General features: G+C 37.9%; 16 protein-coding genes. 3 read left to right on the top strand and 13 right to left on the bottom strand.

Annotated features, from left to right (window positions below):
- Window positions 1-23: 23 nt before the first annotated feature.
- The 10 genes from ACFO5O_RS02550 to ACFO5O_RS02505 form a co-directional block, all read right to left on the bottom strand.
- Window positions 24-1244, bottom strand: a complete 1221-nt coding sequence (locus ACFO5O_RS02550; protein ID WP_387960654.1) for a glycosyltransferase family 4 protein — start codon at window positions 1242-1244, stop codon at window positions 24-26.
- Window positions 1237-2265: a glycosyltransferase gene (locus tag ACFO5O_RS02545; protein WP_387960652.1), complete on the bottom strand. Its 1029-nt coding sequence runs from the start codon at window positions 2263-2265 to the stop codon at window positions 1237-1239. The genes ACFO5O_RS02550 and ACFO5O_RS02545 overlap by 8 nt, the downstream gene beginning before the upstream one ends.
- Window positions 2262-3170: a glycosyltransferase family 2 protein gene (locus tag ACFO5O_RS02540; RefSeq protein WP_387960650.1), complete on the bottom strand. Its 909-nt coding sequence runs from the start codon at window positions 3168-3170 to the stop codon at window positions 2262-2264. Before ACFO5O_RS02540 ends, ACFO5O_RS02545 begins: the two co-directional genes overlap by 4 nt.
- Complete coding sequence (locus tag ACFO5O_RS02535) at window positions 3163-3972, bottom strand: sulfotransferase domain-containing protein (RefSeq protein ID WP_387960648.1); 810 nt, start codon at window positions 3970-3972, stop codon at window positions 3163-3165. Before ACFO5O_RS02535 ends, ACFO5O_RS02540 begins: the two co-directional genes overlap by 8 nt.
- Window positions 3972-4676, bottom strand: a complete 705-nt coding sequence (locus ACFO5O_RS02530; protein ID WP_387960646.1) for a WbqC family protein — start codon at window positions 4674-4676, stop codon at window positions 3972-3974. The genes ACFO5O_RS02535 and ACFO5O_RS02530 overlap by 1 nt, the downstream gene beginning before the upstream one ends.
- Window positions 4673-5746: a DegT/DnrJ/EryC1/StrS family aminotransferase gene (locus ACFO5O_RS02525; RefSeq protein ID WP_387960990.1), complete on the bottom strand. Its 1074-nt coding sequence runs from the start codon at window positions 5744-5746 to the stop codon at window positions 4673-4675. Before ACFO5O_RS02525 ends, ACFO5O_RS02530 begins: the two co-directional genes overlap by 4 nt.
- On the bottom strand, window positions 5743-7023 hold the full coding sequence (locus tag ACFO5O_RS02520) for an ABC transporter ATP-binding protein (RefSeq protein ID WP_387960644.1): 1281 nt from the start codon (window positions 7021-7023) through the stop codon (window positions 5743-5745). Before ACFO5O_RS02520 ends, ACFO5O_RS02525 begins: the two co-directional genes overlap by 4 nt.
- Before the next feature lie 4 nt (window positions 7024-7027).
- On the bottom strand, window positions 7028-7891 hold the full coding sequence (locus tag ACFO5O_RS02515; RefSeq protein ID WP_387960642.1) for an ABC transporter permease: 864 nt from the start codon (window positions 7889-7891) through the stop codon (window positions 7028-7030).
- A gap of 171 nt (window positions 7892-8062) precedes the next feature.
- A complete protein-coding gene (locus ACFO5O_RS02510) occupies window positions 8063-9067 on the bottom strand; it encodes an STELLO glycosyltransferase family protein (RefSeq protein WP_387960640.1) in 1005 nt (334 codons plus the stop codon).
- A 38-nt stretch (window positions 9068-9105) separates the two neighbouring features.
- The gene (locus ACFO5O_RS02505) at window positions 9106-9837 is read right to left on the bottom strand and encodes a glycosyltransferase (protein WP_387960638.1); all 732 of its coding nucleotides are present in this window, start codon (window positions 9835-9837) and stop codon (window positions 9106-9108) included.
- A 304-nt stretch (window positions 9838-10141) separates the two neighbouring features.
- On the opposite strand from ACFO5O_RS02505, the gene ACFO5O_RS02500 reads away from it, so the two are divergent.
- A complete protein-coding gene (locus ACFO5O_RS02500; RefSeq protein WP_387960636.1) occupies window positions 10142-11686 on the top strand; it encodes a glycosyltransferase family 39 protein in 1545 nt (514 codons plus the stop codon).
- A gap of 164 nt (window positions 11687-11850) precedes the next feature.
- Complete coding sequence (locus tag ACFO5O_RS02495) at window positions 11851-13299, top strand: hypothetical protein (protein WP_387960634.1); 1449 nt, start codon at window positions 11851-11853, stop codon at window positions 13297-13299.
- Window positions 13300-13579: 280 nt separating this feature from the next.
- Here the strand turns inward: ACFO5O_RS02495 and ACFO5O_RS02490 are convergent, their stop codons facing one another.
- Window positions 13580-13792 carry a hypothetical protein gene (locus ACFO5O_RS02490; protein ID WP_387960632.1) on the bottom strand — a complete coding sequence of 71 codons (213 nt, stop codon included), beginning with the start codon at window positions 13790-13792 and terminating at the stop codon, window positions 13580-13582.
- A gap of 760 nt (window positions 13793-14552) precedes the next feature.
- Between ACFO5O_RS02490 and ACFO5O_RS02485 the strand changes: the two genes are divergently transcribed.
- Window positions 14553-15302 (top strand): hypothetical protein, encoded by a 750-nt coding sequence (locus ACFO5O_RS02485; RefSeq protein ID WP_387960630.1) that lies wholly within the window; start codon window positions 14553-14555, stop codon window positions 15300-15302.
- Between the two features lie 230 nt (window positions 15303-15532).
- Here the strand turns inward: ACFO5O_RS02485 and ACFO5O_RS02480 are convergent, their stop codons facing one another.
- A complete protein-coding gene (locus ACFO5O_RS02480) occupies window positions 15533-16465 on the bottom strand; it encodes a GDP-L-fucose synthase family protein (RefSeq protein WP_387960628.1) in 933 nt (310 codons plus the stop codon).
- Window positions 16458-17570: a GDP-mannose 4,6-dehydratase gene (gene gmd, locus ACFO5O_RS02475; RefSeq protein ID WP_387960626.1), complete on the bottom strand. Its 1113-nt coding sequence runs from the start codon at window positions 17568-17570 to the stop codon at window positions 16458-16460. Before gmd ends, ACFO5O_RS02480 begins: the two co-directional genes overlap by 8 nt.
- Window positions 17571-17796: the final 226 nt, after the last annotated feature.

Genomic DNA, 17796 nt, shown 5'->3' with positions numbered 1-17796 from the left:
CTAAATTAATTTTTATTAGTATATTAACTTAAAAGTTGTTCCCCTAAGACCTTAGTATCATAATGCTTCATCACGAACTGACGTCCAGAAGCTCCCATGGCTTCACGTTCTTTTGGGTGTTCCATCAAATATTGAATATGGTCAACAAAGCCTTCCAAGTGACCTGCAGGTATGACGAACCCAGAAATATTTGGTAATACACCTTCAGGAATCCCTCCTACATCCGAAACAACGACTGGTAAGGCCATAGCCTGCGCCTCCTGTATGACCAGGCCCTGTGCTTCACACCTGCCTTCGGCATCAACAATGCCCGGAAATAAAAACACATGACTTTGAGCCATCAAAGCAACGAGTTCTTGCTGGGTCCTGTTGCCAAGTAAATGAATCTGCCCTTCTAATTGATGTTTAAAAATATAGTCTCTACAAGGTTCAAACTCAGAACCGCTACCTACCATAATAAACCTTACATCATAACCTATTTTTAGTAAATGATCTACTATTTTTATAGCAAATAGTGGCGCTTTTAAAGGGATAAACCGCCCAACAAATAAAATAGTAAAACGTTCAGGTTTGGATACAATCTTCTCTGGCTTAAAAAAGGAGGTATCAACCCCCATTGGTAAAATATGAAGTTGTTGGGCTTCAAATCCAAGCGACAGAACTTTTTGTTTGGTATACTTTGTATTAACAGTAATCTTAAGACCCTTGAGCTTTATTAAATCCTTATAAAATTCTTTAGTATAATGATGGGAATCATAGCCATGAAAGGTCACAATGACTTGTTTTTTAAACTTGCTTAAATGCTTGTACAAATGCACGGCATTATCTCCAAAATGCACATGCACCACATCAAACCCTTCAATTAGAAAATAATGCTGCCAATAGACCTTATAAAATGGAGATCCAAAAACACCTTTTTTACCATACTTAAAAATGTTTAAGCCTTTAAGCAATTCAAATCCCTCATCCTTACTAGCTTTAAAGAAGATTTCAATACCTTTAAAAAAGCGTCCCAAACCAGTTGTAGGCATCAAGTCGCGCCAACGAAACATATGCGTATGCTTTAGTAATTCATACTGTTCTAATTGGGGATGGGGCAAATAATCACTTCGTATTTCACGCGTACAAAACACCTCTACCTGATGCCCCGCTCCTTTTAAAAATCCAAGTTGATTAACAATAAAGGCTTCCGAAACTTTTGGGAACACCCCTACCACAACCGCTATTTTTAAAGGTCTAGACATCATTTTGTGTTTTGAGTGCGTTGACCATACGTCTTGTCATATGATATTGAGCCCGTTTAAATAACAGGGCATACAAACGACCCTTAAATTGTTCGTAATTCAGTAATCTTTGATCACCTTCTTTAGTGTCCAAAATTGCAAACTTAAGGGCATGATAGCTATAACGCAAAATGGTTTTTACCAATTCCTTATAATATTGAAATAGCGTGTTAGTATCCCCACGCTTATAATAAGGCTCCAACACATAATTAGACTGCCCAAAAGCAAACCATAGACGTTTTAAATACGACCATTGCATGCGCCCAGAGGGCATATAATGTCTAAATTCAAGTTGTGACGAATAATGCAATCGTCCACCAATAAGTTTTAGAGCCATAGTCAGCTCGGTATCTTCGCCAGCCACCAACGATTTCCCGTCACGCCCTTTAAGGGAACTTGTAAAACCCCGTCGATAAAGTTGGTCCAACCAAACCCGATCAAAGAGTGCTCCTGCGGTATACAAACTGCCCTTTGTTTGGCTAATATCCCCGTCATCAACACCCTGTGACCCTGTACCAAAACTGCGTTCATAGCGCTCACACATCCAATCGGGCACTTCAAATCCCGGCTCATAAGTCATAATACCCTTACCACCAAGTGCCGCTATACCTGAATCCTGTCGGATATAATAAAAGGCCGTATGGGCATTATGAGCTGATAACCAATTATCATCATCACAAAACAACAGATAACGATACTGTGCCGAGCTAATCGCCGCCTCCCGTGCATACATGGTCCCCGGTCGAGCCTCATGGACCACCTGTAAGGGATATGGACTTTTTAACTGCTGCCAAAAGGCCTTGACAAATTCGGCAGTACCGTCCGTACTGGCATTATCGATCACCAGCAATTCACAGTTAAAATCAAGTCCCTCCTGTTGTGCCAAATGCTCCAGGGTAGGACCTAATCGCGAGTTCCCGTTATAGGTGACTATGGCAATAGTAACACCCACGACATCAGTATGTGTTAAAGGAAGTCTCATATAGAGCGAAAATTTAAACAGGCAAAATAAACATGCAGTTTCCCACGGATCCACCATTTTTTAAGTTTAGGAATAGGTTGGGCATACAAGGTCTTTAAAAATTGTGCCTTCCAATGGTCTCGTTTCCCAATAAGATTGGGAACCCGACTTTCAGGAATCAGAATCAGTAACTCTTCATAATTGGAATAATTGGAAATGGCCTGCTGATAGTCGGAGCGCAAGGAATAAATACCTTGGGCATGTTTGCGATAGACCCCTCCAAAAAAATTAAGTACAGCGCCTTTACCTCTTTGTAAACAGTTTAGATATATGGAATTATCCTTAAAAAAACGAAATCGCAAAATATCCTTGTAATGAAAGGCTTCTGCGCGAAACATACACGTTAAGGTATGGGTACAATAGGGAGAACTAAAATTATCATAATGGAGCTCATAAAAAGAGTCTTCTCCAATGATAGCGTCCCAATCTGGTGCCGAAAAATGACCCGCTTCTAAAATCTCATATTTAGTCCAGCAAATACTATAATCAGGATGACCTTCCAAAAAATCAACCTGTTTTTGTAATTTCAAAGGGTCTGTCCAATAATCATCACCGTCCAAAATAGCAATATATCTACCACGGCAAGCCTTCAAATTCTGGATAAAATTAAATCGGCCTGTGGGAATCCCATTCATCTTAATGACATCTTTGCGATGTCTTAAAAACAACCGAATTTGGTCTGGATACGCATCGGCATAGGTTTGGCATATAGCACGTGTTTTATCGGTACTACAATCTTCGCCTAAAATAATTTCATAAGCATAAGTAGTGTTCTGCTGTAAAACACTATCTAAACATTGTTGGATATAAGCTTCATGTTGATAGGTTTGTATGCAAACAGATATTAAGGGCAAAACTTCAGGCATTTAAATAGAGTTCTAGACTAGTGCTTTTCAAATCGTTTTTTATAGTATCAATAATTGTACTCGGCAATTCTTTCCAATCTTCATCCGTAATCCGCTTTTTAAATACCGAATAGGCATCGCTCTGATGTATGGTTTGGCTATCCTTTATAAACTGCAATGTCTGCTCGTGCATAGTCAGATCAACAAATCTAAACAATCGATGAATCATTAGAGAGGTATTCTTAAGCAATTCTTGGTAATTTAATAAAAATACTTGATTAGGGTAGTTCGACTTTAAGTTTTGAAATAACAAAGCTGATTCTTTCCATTTTAGATAACCATTATACTCTTCAGCACGATTAAGGTTCTTTTTTGCTGCACTCAACCATTCCTCTTCTAAAAGCCAGCCTTCTTCAGCCTTAAACTCTTTGGGAGCTCTAGACCAGCTATACAAGACCGCTAAAGGGTTTCTAATTAATAAGATTAGTTTAAGATCAGCACTTTGCTTTAACATGTTCTCTAAAAGATGGTGATATCTAACTTCTTTATAACAACTGTGAGTGACTCTCGTGTCTTTTTGAAATTTGGGAACTCTACCATCTTGGATGTTTTCTAGCTGATTAATAAAGGCATCATCCGATTCTTTAATAGCATCAAAAAAACTGTCAATATCGGCGGTGGTTGAATTAAGATGTAAATAATCCTTAAACGCATAAGAAAATAAAGGCTGGTATCTAAAACTCACATTAGGATGACTGTTAAATATAGTTCCTAACCAAGTAGAACCACTTCTAGGCACACTATGTATCGCTATCTTATACATTAAATTAATTCGTAGGCATTTAACATAACATCAATATCTTCTTTCGAATTAAACATCATCACATCGATTATGGATAACCAAGGTACAAAAGATGCCCCAAACTGATCATAACTTAAAGCATTACTCTTTAAAAAATGTAAAGCTATACCATGACTTAAAAAACTTTGATGATCATAAAGAGTCTTCCCGCCTATACTGTTTAGATAAGTTCTGGCATGTAAATGTTCACAAATAGTGATCACCTTGTCCTGAAATCGTAAGTCATGGTCAATATCTAAAGTTGAGGATACCACAATTTTTGTAGAAATAGAAAGATACTCACATAGCACAATAAGGGAATGATGTACAAAATCGAATAAATTGTGATTCTTAAAATTCAAAATGCGTTCAACTAAAGGATAGACCATTTCATAATAAGGGGCTCTATGATAGGCATTTGCGATCAAGCGTAATAATTTTCCTTGAGCGATTTCAAAATCCGTACTTAAATAACGTTGATTGATAGGCAAATAATCAGAATCCTTTTTTAAGGGTAAGGTAAAGAGTCGAGGCTCATCATTGAGCAATAATCGATTTCTATGGATCCATCCCTTTTTACTAAACTCAATATTATCATAAACCACAAAAACATCAACGGATTTAATCAATTGAAAATACCCAATATAAGGCAAAAAATAGGGCTGCATAATTGCGACTCTACTCATAGCTGTGCTTTTATCAAATCACATATTTGGTCTATACTAGACCTCTTTAAGTCATGGTACAATGGCAAGCACAGCACACGAGTAGCTATAGATCGAGCAATAGGGCACGATGATCCTTCAAGATACGGTAAGGTATCCAAACTCGGATAAAAGTAACGCCTAGGGTAAATCTCCGCCGATTCTAAAGCCTGCTTTACTTTTAGTAATTGCGCCTCACTTTTAAAAATGACTGGGCAATAGCTATAATTCCACTGGGTATGAGGTCGTAACTGAAGCAATGCTACTTCTAATGAGCTTAAACGCTCTTCATATTGAATATAAGCCAAACGTCTGGCGTCTATTAATTGGGAGACCTGTGGTAAAACGGCCAAACCCATGGCGGCCTGCAATTCACTCATTTTGGCATTAATACCTAAGCCTTGAAAAGCTTCACTACCTGCATGCCCGAAATTGTGATGGTAAAACAAACGCTCATACAGTGCCGGATCTTTAAAAAACAAGGCACCGCCTTCACCCGTATGAAACAATTTGGTGGCATGAAAACTACAGGTGCTTACATCGCCGTAATTAAAAAGAGATTGGCCTTTATAGGTAACCCCAAAACAATGGGCCGCATCATAGATGACTTTTAAGTGATGTTTTTTAGCGATAAGCTCTATAGCTGCTACATCGCAAGGATTCCCATACACATGGGTTGCTAAAATAGCCGTGGTGTTTGGCGTAATGGCGGCTTCTATTTTGGTTTCATCTATAGTGAAATACTCCGGATGGATATCTACGAACACAGGTGTGCAGCCTTCCCACACAATACTACTGGTCGTAGCCACATAGCTAAATGGCGTAGTAATAATTTCCCCTCTTAAGTCCAAGGCTTTAATAGCGATTTGTAAGGGCAAAGTGCCGTTGGTCGTGGCAATGAGTTGAGGCACCTGTAAATAATGGCATAACTCCTGTTCCAGCTGTTTCACCAATGCACCTCGATTCGTAATCCAACCGGCATCCCAAGCCTGTTTTAAAATGGCCTGATACACCACTTGTGGCGGTAAAAAGGTTTTGGTGACTGGAATCATGTGGTCTGTGTCCATTTAAATTGTGGCCTGATATATCCCGGTTCTTTCCCCATATAGCTGCCGAGCTCACGCTGCGCATCCACAACGGTAAAACTTAAAATATCCTTTTCTAAAAAAATAGCCCTGCGCTTATCCTCAATCACAAAAAAGGACAAAAAGTACTGCCCCGATTGTAAAAAGGAAGCGGGTAGGCTACACTCCAAAACATTGAGCCCCTGCAGCAATACCACCTCGCTACGGGCATGAGAAAACGAGAACAGGGCATCACCCAGTTCGTTATGCAAATGGTAGGTGATATGGTAAGCTTCTGGGTTTGGAACCTTTAGTTCTATACGGGTACACACTACCAGTTCATCATCCTCAAGCATGGGGGCACTTACAGCCTTACCTTTACTGCTGACGTTCATCTCCAATAATCGAAATTGGGCATGGTCATAACTGGCATCAAATGTTTTAGCGTTTTCAAGGCTGCTGCCACCGCCCTTAAGATAAAAACTAACAGCCGCATCAGTATCGCCTTCAAACACCACCCGTCCATGCTCCAATACCACAGCCTTGGTACATAGACTTTTTACCGAGGCCATATTATGGCTTACAAACAGCACAGTGCGTCCTTCTCCTCGACTAATGTCCTGCATTTTACCTATGGCTTTTTTTTGGAATTCGGCATCACCTACGGCCAAAACCTCATCTACGACTAAAATTTCAGGCTCTAAAAAGGCCGCCACGGCAAAGGCCAACCGCACGGTCATCCCCGACGAATAACGCTTTACAGGGGTATCGATATAGCGTTCACAACCCGAAAAGGCAATAATAGCAGCTTCTTTTTCTCGGATTTCTGCCTTACTCATTCCTAAAATGGCCCCATTGAGATACAGATTTTCCCGACCTGTAAGTTCGGAGTGAAATCCAGTACCCACCTCCAGTAAGGAGGCAATACGCCCTCGGGTCTTGATGCTGCCTGTAGTAGGACTAGTAATACGCGACAATAATTTAAGCAAAGTAGATTTACCAGCCCCATTTTTACCAATAATGCCCAAAACTTCCCCTTGTTGCACTTCTAAATTAATATCTTGTAGAGCCCAGACATAGTCAGACTCACCATAGGTGCTACGATCATTGAGATCACCTACCTTCAAAAACGGGTCTTCCTTACCGCGTACGGTATACCACCAGCGCTTAAGATCATCACTCAAGGTACCCGTACCAACTAAACCCAAACGGTATTGTTTGGAAACATGTTCAATGCGTAATATGGTCTTAGTTGTTGTTTTCAAAAGTTTAAATGGTATCTATAAAATTCTTTTCGGTCTTGTTAAAAATAATAATGCCTATAAACAGGACGCTAATGGTAAACACACTTGTAAAAAGTAGTCCCTTTATGGAAAAATCTCCAGTCGTTAAGAGCATATAACGGGATGCTTCAATCACGTAAGCCATGGGGTTATACTCCACCAACCAGGCAAAGCGGGGTAATTTTTCGCGCATCAGGGCCAAAGGATACATCACCGCCGAGGTGTACATGAGCAATTGCACCCCAAAATTGAGCAGGTATTTTAAGTCACGGTATTTGGTAACCATGGACGAAATAATCATCCCTAGACCCAAGCCCAAAAGCCCCATCAAAATAACCAGCAATGGAAAAAACACCAAGGTTCCATGGACACTGATGTTGGCCCCTATACTTACATAATACACGTAAAACCCAATAAAAATTAATAGCTGTATTCCAAATTTGATAAGGTTGGAAATCACAACAGATAAGGGCGAAATCAATCTTGGAAAATACACCTTGCTAAAAATACCGGCATTACTGTTAAAGGTGCCCGAAGTAGCCGTCAAGCAACTTTTAAAATAGTTCCAGACCGAAATCCCTGCCAAATTGAATAAAAATGGAGGCACGGTTCCCGTTTCGATATTGGCGACCTTATTAAAAATCAAGGTAAAGGTCAGTGCCGTAAATAAAGGCTGAATCAAATACCACAAAGGCCCCAAAATGGTCTGCTTATACACCGTAGTAATATCACGCTTTACAAACAACACCAGTAAATCGCGATAGTGCCAAAGCTCCTTAAAATTAAAATCAATAAGCTTCCGCTTGGAAGAAATGGTATAAAGCCACTCGTCGTCCTTTAAAGTGTTCAAATTCTCGGGGTTTAAATTTAAAAGCTAATATAATAATTTAATTAGAGTGAGCTTGACCACGACAGTCATAAAACCCGGTTTCAAGTTAAAAAACAACTTCAGCAGAAAATTAAACTTATTTTAGTCGTAACTGTATTATTTTTAGAGCGATTTCAACCAATCTCAAATGAGCTACTGGGTTAACGAGTTAACATCTTGGAGCCAAAGTGCTAATAACTCAAGTTCGGCCTCACCAATAAGCTTCAAATCAATAAGGGCTTGGTAACATAGAGTCATATTAGCCGCAATATGTTCAGGGCCTTTTTTCAAATCTAAAGCCAGCAAATGCTCATAGATCTGCTGCGCATTGGTATAACCTGAAACCTCATCTTTAAAATCGGTTAACAAATTATGCTCATTTCTATCTTGTCGTACAGTGCTGTTATGAAATAATACCGACCATCCACAGGTCCATGCAATGCGCTGTGCGATATACGACCTCCAAATATCGGTCATTCTAAAACTACAGTAGGAAGGCAAATACAGCAACTGAAAGGCTTCTTTAAACCAGGTGGTATTCTGACTGTTAAATGGGCAAAAAGCATTTTGCCCTAAAGCTAGTGGTACCGCTTTTGAAAACGAAATGGGCAGTGGTTGCGTAAATCGATATATGGCGTCCACATCTGGATTCTCATCCGCCAGGCCTTGCTGTATAGGACAGAGCACTTTTGTTTGCTTATGGAGTAGAGGAAAATGATCCATGATGCGTTCAAGCGCAAAACCTCTAGGCCAGATATGGGCATTTGTAAAATGCTTATAGGCATTCACCCAACCCGTATCCTCTAGCACATGCGCCTTAACCTGCCGTTCTCTTGGCGCCCAAAAACTGTCTAGCGGAAAATTGTCATCATCGGTTTCAATAATAATGTCGGCACCCTGCTGCATAGCAATCAAATACCCTAAATTTTTCCGGGCATAATGCTTATAGGGTAACGCACTATGGAGCGCAAAACCCAATTCATGTTGCCGCGCTACCGAATAATAATCACAACCGTCTAAATGAAAGGTTTTGGGACTTTTAGTGTCGCCTATAACAATAAATCCACGCGTGCTATCAACGGAAGCCTTGGCAAATTGTTGCAGTACCGGATTGCTTTGATCTGCAATAGAAGTAATGATTAAAAAAGTACGATCCATTTATAAATTCGGTATTAAAATAATAACTATTATGCTGTTCATCTAATCACAATGCTTTTATGAAATAGGCGCTGAATAAAATAATAACTTAAAACATGTAATGAATTGTGTATGGCCTTTTTAGAGATGCTGGGCGATGGCGCTCTGTAATGAATGGGAATTTCAGCATACCGCGTTTTTCGCAGCAAATAGCGCAATTCAGTTTGATAAAAATGGGCCGTTGAACGTAAGTCATAAGCTAGAAACTTGTGAACAATGTCGGCGTGAAAACCCTGAAATCCAGAGGTCATGTCATACATGCTGGTGCCCAATAAAATATTGGAAAGTATGGTTCCTGATTTCGAAAGAAACGAACGCTTCCAAGTAGACTCAAATATGGATCCACCATTGATAAAACGGCTCCCAAAGGCACACTCATTACCTTCATTAAGCACCCTTAAAAACATAGGAAGTGCCCTAGGATCATGGGATAGGCCTGCATCCATCTCTATGATAAATTGGTGCTGGTTGTTTAAGGCTTCTCGATAACCCCGCATATAAGCATCCACCACATTCTTGTTATCTGGAGCCCAAATGGTTTTAAAGCGACTATCCTTACGTGATAAATCCTGGCATAAGTCTAAAGTAGTATCTTTTGACACCCTATCTACCACAAAGTAAACAGCTCCACTCCCTAACCTGTCCAATACAGACTTCAAAGTACTCACAAATGGCTCAAAATCTGGGGCCTCATTGGCCATGGGGATAACAACGGCAAAATCAAATGTCATATGCAATTTTGATAAGTTTATGCTTAAGTGGGTTAATTTGACTTGGGTAAATATATTATAATTAATTTACTTCAACCAAAACTAACTTTATATTTAATCCCTCAAGAATGTCTGTATTTATCACTAAAATAATTCTAAAAAAATGTATTTTAGAACCTATATTAGCCTCAATAAAAATTAATAATGCGTTTTAAAACAAGTTCAGCACAACGAGAAGCACCTACTTTAGGCGGCCTAAATCAACAACAAACGGGTAGTTATGAGTGATTATCCAACACTCAATAGGAAACCCCTTTTGCTATTAGTGCTTGGACTGGTTGTGGGCACACTGTTGCTGCTATGGCAAGCGAATGAAGTCCCTCTGGTTTCCTACGCCGATGGGGTGTCCTATATGGGCGCAACAGGAAATCAAGGATTATATGAACACAACATCCTTACTAGCCAATGGGTGGAGGCCTCCCAATGGCAGGCGTTTTGGAAGGAAGCATCTTCATTTCAATGGAATACCATTCGTCATGATATGGCGCATTATGACATTCACCCACCTTTATATTTCTGGGTACTTCATGTATGGACACATATAGTTGGTGTGCAATTAAGCACGGGGCCCTTATTAAATATAGGCTTTCACCTGCTAACAGCCTTGTTAATGGTGTTTATTTGCCTAAGGTTGCGCTCCAGGGCCTATGTCGCAGTTGCGGCGGGCTTATTTTGGTTTCTTAATAGTTCGATGGTAACCGCCGCTCAAGAAACCAGACAATATAGTCTACTAGCACTAATGGCGGTTCTCTATGTATGCTGTGTCCTGGTTTACCTTCAAAAGAAATCAAATGCGGCCTTGGGTGGAATTGCCATAGCAGCCACTTTGGGCATGCTAACCCATTACCATTTTGCCCTGTTGATAGGCGTATCAGTAATCTATCTAATCTTCTTCTTTTTGACGAAAAACGAGTGGCAACATCTACTTAAGTATGCTGTCGCTTTAAGTCTTGGGGCAGTACTTTTTATCTTGCTGCATCCCGATTTTTATGTGGCATTTGAACGACAGGCCCATCAGGCCCAAGTCTTTGCTGCTGAAAACATCCTACCCCGAACCATCATTTTTAAAAGTACACTAATTGAACTGTTTAAACCCAAGCTGCCTATCGCTTGGGTTCAAAAACTCACCTTATGGCTAGGAATAATAGTAGCACTTCTGTTGAGTTTTAACTATACCTTCAAACAAAAAAAGGGGGTGACCTCTTTTAAATCCATGTTTAAAAAACACCAAGGGCTTCCCTTGATAGTGGCTCTTGGCATTTCCATATGTATATTTACCCTCTATGTATTTCAGTTCAGTCCAAAACACGCGATGAACCCCAAATACATCATTCTGGTTACCCCATTCTATTTTATCGTTGCTGCACAATTTTGTAATCGGGTTCTGCCTAAAAAACAAATCAATTACATCATTATAGCCTTGCTGATGCTTCAAACCTTTGACACAGCATTTAATGTGAAAAGGTATGCGCAACAATCTCAAGAGATTGCACAAAACATTTCAAATACCCTGCAATCGGGCATCCCAATAATTTTAGATACGGCAGGCAGGGGTAGTTTGCCACCTGTATTGTGGCATGTAAATGAGACTACTAAAGTATATGCCTCATCTCAGGATCATTTAGTAAAGGATTTACCGGAAATTTCAAATGCGCCAACACTCCTATACATTAGTAACCTTGAATATCATGAGAATTCAATAGAAAAAAGGCAATTAGTATTACAAAAATTGAATGAAATAGGGTATGCACCTACGATAAAAGAACAAACACTGTTTGATTCTACAATATATCTTCTAAAAAAGAGATAGTTACATTAAAGAAAACTATATTTTACAAGAATAAATAAAGATTCTATGTTTAAGGAGTTCATCACATTGTTTGATTTTTATGGATCCAATATTAAAAACGCATTAAATACCTGATAAATTCTCATACAGTTAAAGTAATTTACCAAATACAACCTTAATATTAAATGAAAATAATTCTTACTAAAAATAATCTGAGAAATCCTTATTTATGGTTTTTTATTGTTGCTTTTTTAGTGACTTTATTGCAATATCAACTTGGCATAAGATTTAGCTATGATAGCAATTGGTATATTTATAATGCAAGCAAAATTGGTGAAAATTTAGATTTTACTCGACCTCCAGTTTACGCGCCACTTTATGGTTGGTCACTAGGGTTCTTAAATTTAATAGGAATAAGTACTATAGGAAGTGTTTTTATTTACTGGTGGGCTTCATACCTTTGCTTATTAATTGGATTTCATTTTTTATTAAAGAATGTTGGCTTAACGATATGTTGTCTTTGTGTCGTCTTAAGTAATTTGACAACCAACAATTTATTTAAGTTTGTTTGGACTGAACTAGGCTATAGTGCACTATTAATGTTTTCTGTATCTTCCCTTTATACATTTAAAATTTCTAATAATAAGGCTTTTAAAATACTATTTCTTATTTCAATCGCTCTTTTACCATTACAAAGATATATTGGAGCTATTTTAAGTGTTTATTTAGGATTAGTTTACCTTTTTCATAGCAAAAATAAAATCGTTCAAAGAGCGATTGAATTAGTCGTGAGCGCTATCCCCATCACTATTCTTGTTTTAAATAACTTTTTACTTTCAGGACATTTTTCTGGAGCACGAGAAAGTGCAACAATATCTCTAGCCACTAATGTAAAGAGTACAATTAGAGTATTGTATTACAACTTTAGCCCAGAATGGATCATTTATTTTTTAACCTTTATTATTTCGTTTTTTATAATTAGGAAGAGTCAGAGGTCAGTATTCTTATTTTTTATATGCCTTACACCAATAATACAAGTGGTATCTCAAATTTATTCTAATTCGAAATATCATATTGATTTAATTAATCCAAGATATTTTATTGTTCTTACCCCTTTATTAGTTTTGTTGATAATTCTAATTTTTAAAGAGACAAATAAGGGAAAAAATGTCATCTATCGATCCTACTTTTTATTTATAACTCTTATCTTAAGCAACCTTTTTCTATTAAAAAAGCGAGATGCTTTCATAAATAACGAACCTCAAGCTTCTTATAGTAAAATTAAGCTTTTAGTTTCTGATTTACCTGAAAAATCGAAAATTGGTGTGTTTGTAAAAAATACAGTGTTTCTACAATCTGAATTAATTTTGGCTTCCAAAATTATTCCTGATAATCACTGTCAAAGTTATGCAATTAAAAATGATGTTAATTCTAAAGATACAAGTTTCATTCCTAAATGTACTCGTTTAAATGGTCACACTTACATACCAATCAAGTATAATACTAATAACAAGCCGGACTATGTATTAATTGATAAAAATGGATTAAATGAAGATTGGAAAAAATATTTTATCAATTATAACATAATAGATCTTAATTCTCATTATGTTTTAATCAAAAATTCAATAAAATAATAAATGAAAATATTTTACAATTTATTGAATATTATTCCACCTATAAATAACAGGATATAACCAAATATTCCTTTTTTGTGTACTCAAAAAACTTCTTGTTTTAGATCTGGGCTAAAATAACAATATTAAATAAAGAATAGTTTCCAAAAATAGTCTTTTGGATAATCGAAAAAAGCGAAAAATTGTAGAAATAAAAAGTCGTACTAACTAGTGCGATAGTAGTAGCATGATAGTAAATGGATAGACCTATAGACCATCTTTAGTAAAATAATAATTAAGCCTAGTGCTCAATTGCATATGGAACCTTGTTAATCATATTAAATACCTCTTCATAAGGTAATCCTTCATAGTCACAAAATTCTTTGATAGTGACCAGCTGACGCTTAGATTTGCCATGGGCGTCCTTGATCAGGCGAATCAAAGCTCGCGATGAACTCAAACTTTTGCCTGTAATAGTGGCCACTTCTTTAGGGTAAATGCATAATCTGTTCATTTAAATGTAAAATTAAAGTCCGTGATCGGGGTCGAAATCTGTAGTTGGTGTTCATTGTTTTCATATTGTGTTCATTAAGGTTATTTTTCAGTGTTGATTAAAACGAATTTATATCAAATCGTTCGTTCATCGATAAAAAACTTATAAACATTGTCAACAAGTTTTTAACAATAAAAACCCCACAGTTTGATCTATAAAGTCGTTAAAACGCAAGGTTTTAAGTTAAAATGGTAAAATTTGTAGGAAGAAGTAAAGAGCAGTATAATGATATCAGGATTAATTTAATTTCCTGTATAGTTGTTTCAGGACGGGTCACAAAAAACTTTTAAGCCCTAGATAAGCCCAACATACGTCCAACATACTCCCAACACTGCCCAATATCAATTCCAACATAAAAAACACATAAGTGTTGCCAAAAACAGCAAAAACAGCAATTTCAACAAAAACAGGAGTTAAAATAAAAATGTCAAAAAAACAGAAGGAAACGATGGAATAGCATAAACTGGTCTTAAACTGTAAAGTAGTGACAAAGAATCAGTAGTAGTATCCAAAATGCCAAAAATGAAAACACCTCGAAAACCCTAGTAATACATTTGGCTCATCAAGTTTAAACCACGCATTCGGTTTTGAGAGTTTACAAGGGCCCGTGTAAAAAGGACTCAAATAAGAATATTGGGCTTAAACTGATAAAATGTAATTGTTTAACCGTATGGTGATTTTCATAAAAACGTCGAAAACCCATACATAATCTTTTAAAAACATGGCAAAGTATAGTAGCCTTTTTAAAGTAGAGGGGACACTGGGAGAAGTGAACTTCTACAAAAGTGAAGACGGATATCACATGCGCACCAAAGGAGGTGTAAGCAAGAACCGAATTTTAAATGATCCTGCATTTGTAAGAACTCGCGAAAACAATAGCGAGTTCGGCTCAAGTGCAAAAAGCGCAAAAGTGCTAAGGCAGGCGATTGTTAATTTAGTGGCCGATGCTAAAGACTCTAAACTATCCGCAAGACTCACGACGCAGATGACCTTGGTCAAAAATGCCGACTTAACGTCTGTACGAGGTGAGAGAAGCGTAAATGTAGGCATCCAAACTCCAGATGGGAAAGCACCTTTGAAAGGCTTTAATTTTAATCGCCTTGCTATTTTAAATGCGGTATTACAAAGTGATTTCACGCTTAATACCTCAACAGGAGAAATAGTAATCGCTGATTTCACACCTAGCCTTAAACTGCAAATCCCCGAAGGAGCAACGCACGTTAGCTTTACGGCAGGATTTTTGAATCTTGACTTTGATTCAGGAGACAAAGATTTACAGTTAAGTCCAGTTTTGAACCTCCCTATCAATGGAACCTCCTCAACGGTGACTTTAACACCTAGCGGAGTACCAACTGGATCAGGAAATCAGCTTTACTTTTTAAAAGTGGCTTTTTTCCAGCAGGTCAATGGCATACAATACGCCTTAAACAATGGGGCCTACAACGCTCTTCAGTTGATAGACCTAGTGTAAGTCCATTTCAAATTAAACTCGTTTAATTTTTAAAACAGCGTCCCTACTTAGATAAAGTCTGTATTCAGCTTTGTTGAAGTATGGGGTGTCTGCATTTAAAGAAGACATGGAGTTCAAGACTAAAAGCTCACCTCTTTAGATAAAGCCTGTACTGAGTTCCGTCAAAGTAAGGGGTGTCTGCTTTACAAGCAGACGGGGAGTTGGACGCCAACTATTATTCCATGCCAATTTTAACGCGAGTTACTCATGAATTTTGCATGGTAAACCTGCCTTATCCCATCTTGCAAAGCTATCTTATGCTGCCATCCAAGAGCGTGTATTCGAGAAACATCCAATAATTTTCTAGGTGTTCCATCGGGTTTAGAAGTATCAAAAACGAGATTGCCTTCATACCCCACTATAGTCTTAATTAATAAGCCTAAATCCTTTATTGTAATTTCCTCACCTGTACCAATATTGATAGGATCTAAAATGTCATCCTTTTGCATTAAGAATACACACGCCTCTGCCAGATCATCAACATGCAAAAACTCACGTAACGGACGTCCAGTACCCCAAAGTTTTACTATTGGGCTTCCTTTTATTTTAGCGTCATGGAATTTTTGAAGTAAGGCAGGAAGCACATGAGAAGTTTCCGGATCATAATTATCATTAGGTCCATAAAGATTGGTAGGCATTACCGAAATAAAATGATGTCCATATTGTCGTTGGTAGCTCTCACACAACTTAAGACCCGCTATTTTGGCAACAGCATAGGGCTCGTTAGTGGGCTCTAGCAATCCGCTTAATAGTTGAGATTCTTTTATAGGCTGTTCAGCCATTTTTGGATATATACAAGAGGAGCCTAAAAACATCAGCTTTTTAACATTATAAGAATGTGAAGCATGAATAACGTTAGATTGTATCATCAAATTATCGTACAAAAAATCAGCGCGATAGGTATTATTGGCTACTATACCTCCTACTTTCGCGGCCGCCAAAAACACATAATCTGGTCGCTCTGATTCAAAAAAGGACCTCACCTGTTCTTGGCATCTTAGATCTAAATTCGAAGACTCCCTAAATAATAAATTGGTATACCCTTGCTGGTTTAGCAGTCTCACTAGTGCCGAGCCTACCATGCCCGTGTGTCCAGACACATATATTTTGCCGTCTTTATTCATTGTTATTCATTACATCAAAGCCATTATCGGTTAATAATTGTTCTTGCTTAACCAAATTAAGATCACTCGCCATCATATCGTGAATCAGGGCATCCAAATCATACTTAGGCGTCCACTTTAATTTCGTTTTGCACTTGGTAGCATCCCCTACCAGGAGATCTACTTCTGTCGGTCTGAAATAATTATGATCAACCTTAACTAAAGTTGTTCCTATAGGCAGTTGATAATTAGGTTGAGTGCAGGATACCACACGGCCTTCTTCATTGGATCCCAAACCAGAAAATTCTATAGCTATGCCTACATAACGAAACGCAAGTTCTACAAATCTTCGTACGCTGGTTGTAACTCCAGTTGCAATAACATAATCTTCAGCTTCGTCTTGTTGTAACATGAGCCACATGGCTTCAACATAATCTTTAGCATGGCCCCAATCTCTTTGTGCATCTAAATTTCCTAAATAAAGCACGTCTTGTTGACCTAAAGCAATTCTACTCACGGCACGTGTAATCTTTCTAGAAACAAAGGTCTCACCTCGTACAGGGGATTCGTGATTAAACAAAATACCATTACATGCAAACATACCATAGGCTTCTCTATAGTTTACCGTAATCCAATAGGCATATAGTTTGGCAACGCCATAGGGTGAACGAGGATAAAAAGGGGTGCGTTCATTTTGAGGTGTTTCTTGCACCAACCCATACAATTCGGATGTAGATGCTTGATATACTTTGGTCTTATCGGTAAGCCCCAATAATCGAACCGCTTCTAATATTCGCAATGTCCCTAATCCATCTACGTTGGCGGTATACTCTGGAGTATCAAAGCTCACTTTTACATGTGACATGGCACCAAGATTATAAATCTCATCTGGCTGTACTTCCTGAATTATCCGCGTAATATTCATGGCATCACTCAAATCTCCATAATGCAAGCTAAATAACACATCCTTTTCATGAGGATCTTGATACAGATGATCCACGCGCTGGGTATTAAATAAAGAGGAACGTCTTTTGATTCCGTGAACCCGGTACCCTTTCCCCAAAAGTAGTTGTGCCAAATAAGCACCATCTTGACCGGTAATCCCTGTGATTAAGGCAGTTTTCATATACTTATACTCAATTTATTGGTAGTTACCAATTGCTGATAAAACTATAAAATTACAAATTCAAATTAACTAAATCCCTACAAATTGTGCTGCTCCATGTTAATGAGTTGCATTCCAAAATGCACGCTTATTACTAACAAATTTAATAAAATCAATCGGTTAATGTGAGCTCAATATAGGCAATAAGCTAAAGACTCCAAGACTCCAATTATATAAAATACTTAAA

The organism is Geojedonia litorea (assembly GCF_042654525.1).
In the GTDB taxonomy this organism is placed as follows: domain Bacteria; phylum Bacteroidota; class Bacteroidia; order Flavobacteriales; family Flavobacteriaceae; genus Geojedonia; species Geojedonia litorea.
The sequence above is the reverse complement of the archived record's forward strand: the minus strand, read 5'-3'. Positions and strand labels throughout refer to the sequence as shown.

Excerpts from the sequence above, each read along its gene's own strand:
- ACFO5O_RS02490 (WP_387960632.1), bottom strand. The coding sequence starts at position 13,792 with ATGAACAGATTATGCATTTACCCTAAAGAAGTGGCCACTATTACAGGC.
- ACFO5O_RS02540 (WP_387960650.1), bottom strand. The coding sequence starts at position 3,170 with ATGCCTGAAGTTTTGCCCTTAATATCTGTTTGCATACAAACCTATCAA.
- ACFO5O_RS02530 (WP_387960646.1), bottom strand. The coding sequence starts at position 4,676 with ATGAGTAGAGTCGCAATTATGCAGCCCTATTTTTTGCCTTATATTGGG.
- ACFO5O_RS02545 (WP_387960652.1), bottom strand. The coding sequence starts at position 2,265 with ATGAGACTTCCTTTAACACATACTGATGTCGTGGGTGTTACTATTGCC.
- ACFO5O_RS02485 (WP_387960630.1), top strand. The coding sequence starts at position 14,553 with ATGGCAAAGTATAGTAGCCTTTTTAAAGTAGAGGGGACACTGGGAGAA.
- ACFO5O_RS02480 (WP_387960628.1), bottom strand. The coding sequence starts at position 16,465 with ATGAATAAAGACGGCAAAATATATGTGTCTGGACACACGGGCATGGTA.
- ACFO5O_RS02510 (WP_387960640.1), bottom strand. The coding sequence starts at position 9,067 with ATGGATCGTACTTTTTTAATCATTACTTCTATTGCAGATCAAAGCAAT.
- ACFO5O_RS02525 (WP_387960990.1), bottom strand. The coding sequence starts at position 5,746 with ATGATTCCAGTCACCAAAACCTTTTTACCGCCACAAGTGGTGTATCAG.
- ACFO5O_RS02495 (WP_387960634.1), top strand. The coding sequence starts at position 11,851 with ATGAAAATAATTCTTACTAAAAATAATCTGAGAAATCCTTATTTATGG.
- gmd (WP_387960626.1), bottom strand. The coding sequence starts at position 17,570 with ATGAAAACTGCCTTAATCACAGGGATTACCGGTCAAGATGGTGCTTAT.
- ACFO5O_RS02505 (WP_387960638.1), bottom strand. The coding sequence starts at position 9,837 with ATGACATTTGATTTTGCCGTTGTTATCCCCATGGCCAATGAGGCCCCA.
- ACFO5O_RS02550 (WP_387960654.1), bottom strand. The coding sequence starts at position 1,244 with ATGTCTAGACCTTTAAAAATAGCGGTTGTGGTAGGGGTGTTCCCAAAA.
- ACFO5O_RS02535 (WP_387960648.1), bottom strand. The coding sequence starts at position 3,972 with ATGTATAAGATAGCGATACATAGTGTGCCTAGAAGTGGTTCTACTTGG.